The 952-nt window shown below is 57.1% G+C and carries 1 protein-coding gene; it reads right to left on the bottom strand.

Features of this window, described 5'->3' with window-relative positions; translation table 11 throughout:
• A partial coding sequence (locus AK963_RS34125) for a hypothetical protein (protein ID WP_175404747.1) occupies positions 1-952 on the bottom strand: 952 nt, incomplete at both ends.

Here is a 952-nt window from a genome sequence, read left to right as displayed (position 1 = left end):
CCGCGACATTCAACGCTTTGATATGCCGCTTGAGTGAGAGCTTGATCTTGATGTTGTCCAGCTCTTCGAAGGGCGTGGCCTTGGTGGACTTGCCGATCTTCTCGGCCTCGGCCTGTGCCTTGACGTCGTGAACAGGGTTGAGTTCTCTCGGGTGGTCTTGGTCGGCGTCCGCGATCCAGGACTGTGCGGCGCGTTCCTGGTTGTCGGCCTTGCGACTGCCGGTGACTTTGGATTCGACGACGCCCCGTTCCCAGGTGAGATTGCTCTTGCCGAGCATGGCGGTGAAGGACTCTTCTGGGGTTGCGCCTTTGGATTCGGCACCGTGAACACGGTAGTAGGTGTTGCCTTTTGCGTCGGTGGCTTTGATGGCGCGGCGATACCCTGGCCCTGGCTGATTGAAATCGCCAGCGGAGGCCGGTGCCCCTTCGGAGATTTTGTAGTCAGGAGCGGGGTCTTCGTCGGGCAGGTTGAGGGAACGTGTCGGGGCTGCCGGAGTTTCTACTGCCGGTTCTGGTGTCTGGGATTTATTGGCCTCGACATAACGCTTGATGGCTCCGGTGTCACCGTTGATGAATTGCTTGATCGCGTCAGAGGGTGAGTCCGGTGTTCCAGGCTCGACGCTGATTTGCTTCGTGGGTTCCTCGACGTCGAGAGGTTGCGTCGTGCTTTGCTTCGTGGATTCCCGTTTCGCTCTCCAGGCATTGAATTTATCGAAGTCGAATTTTTTGAGCAGGTCAGGGCCGTAGAAATCTACAAACGCTTCTTGCGAGAGCTGGCCTTTGTTGACCTGGGAATACTCCATTTCCCATTCCGCTTTGAGCATCTCTTCTTCTTTGGCCCGCGCCACGTCTGGGTCAACCTGTGCGGGCTTGCGGCCATCCAGTCCACGTTCGAGTTCGTCGATGGACAGTTCGTGATAAAGCTCATCAGAGCGATACTCAGCATCAGGCGT

It is taken from the genome of Endozoicomonas atrinae, from assembly GCF_001647025.1.
GTDB lineage: Bacteria > Pseudomonadota > Gammaproteobacteria > Pseudomonadales > Endozoicomonadaceae > Endozoicomonas > Endozoicomonas atrinae.
Note: the sequence above shows the minus strand (reverse complement) of the source record. Positions and strands in the feature narration are given on the sequence as shown.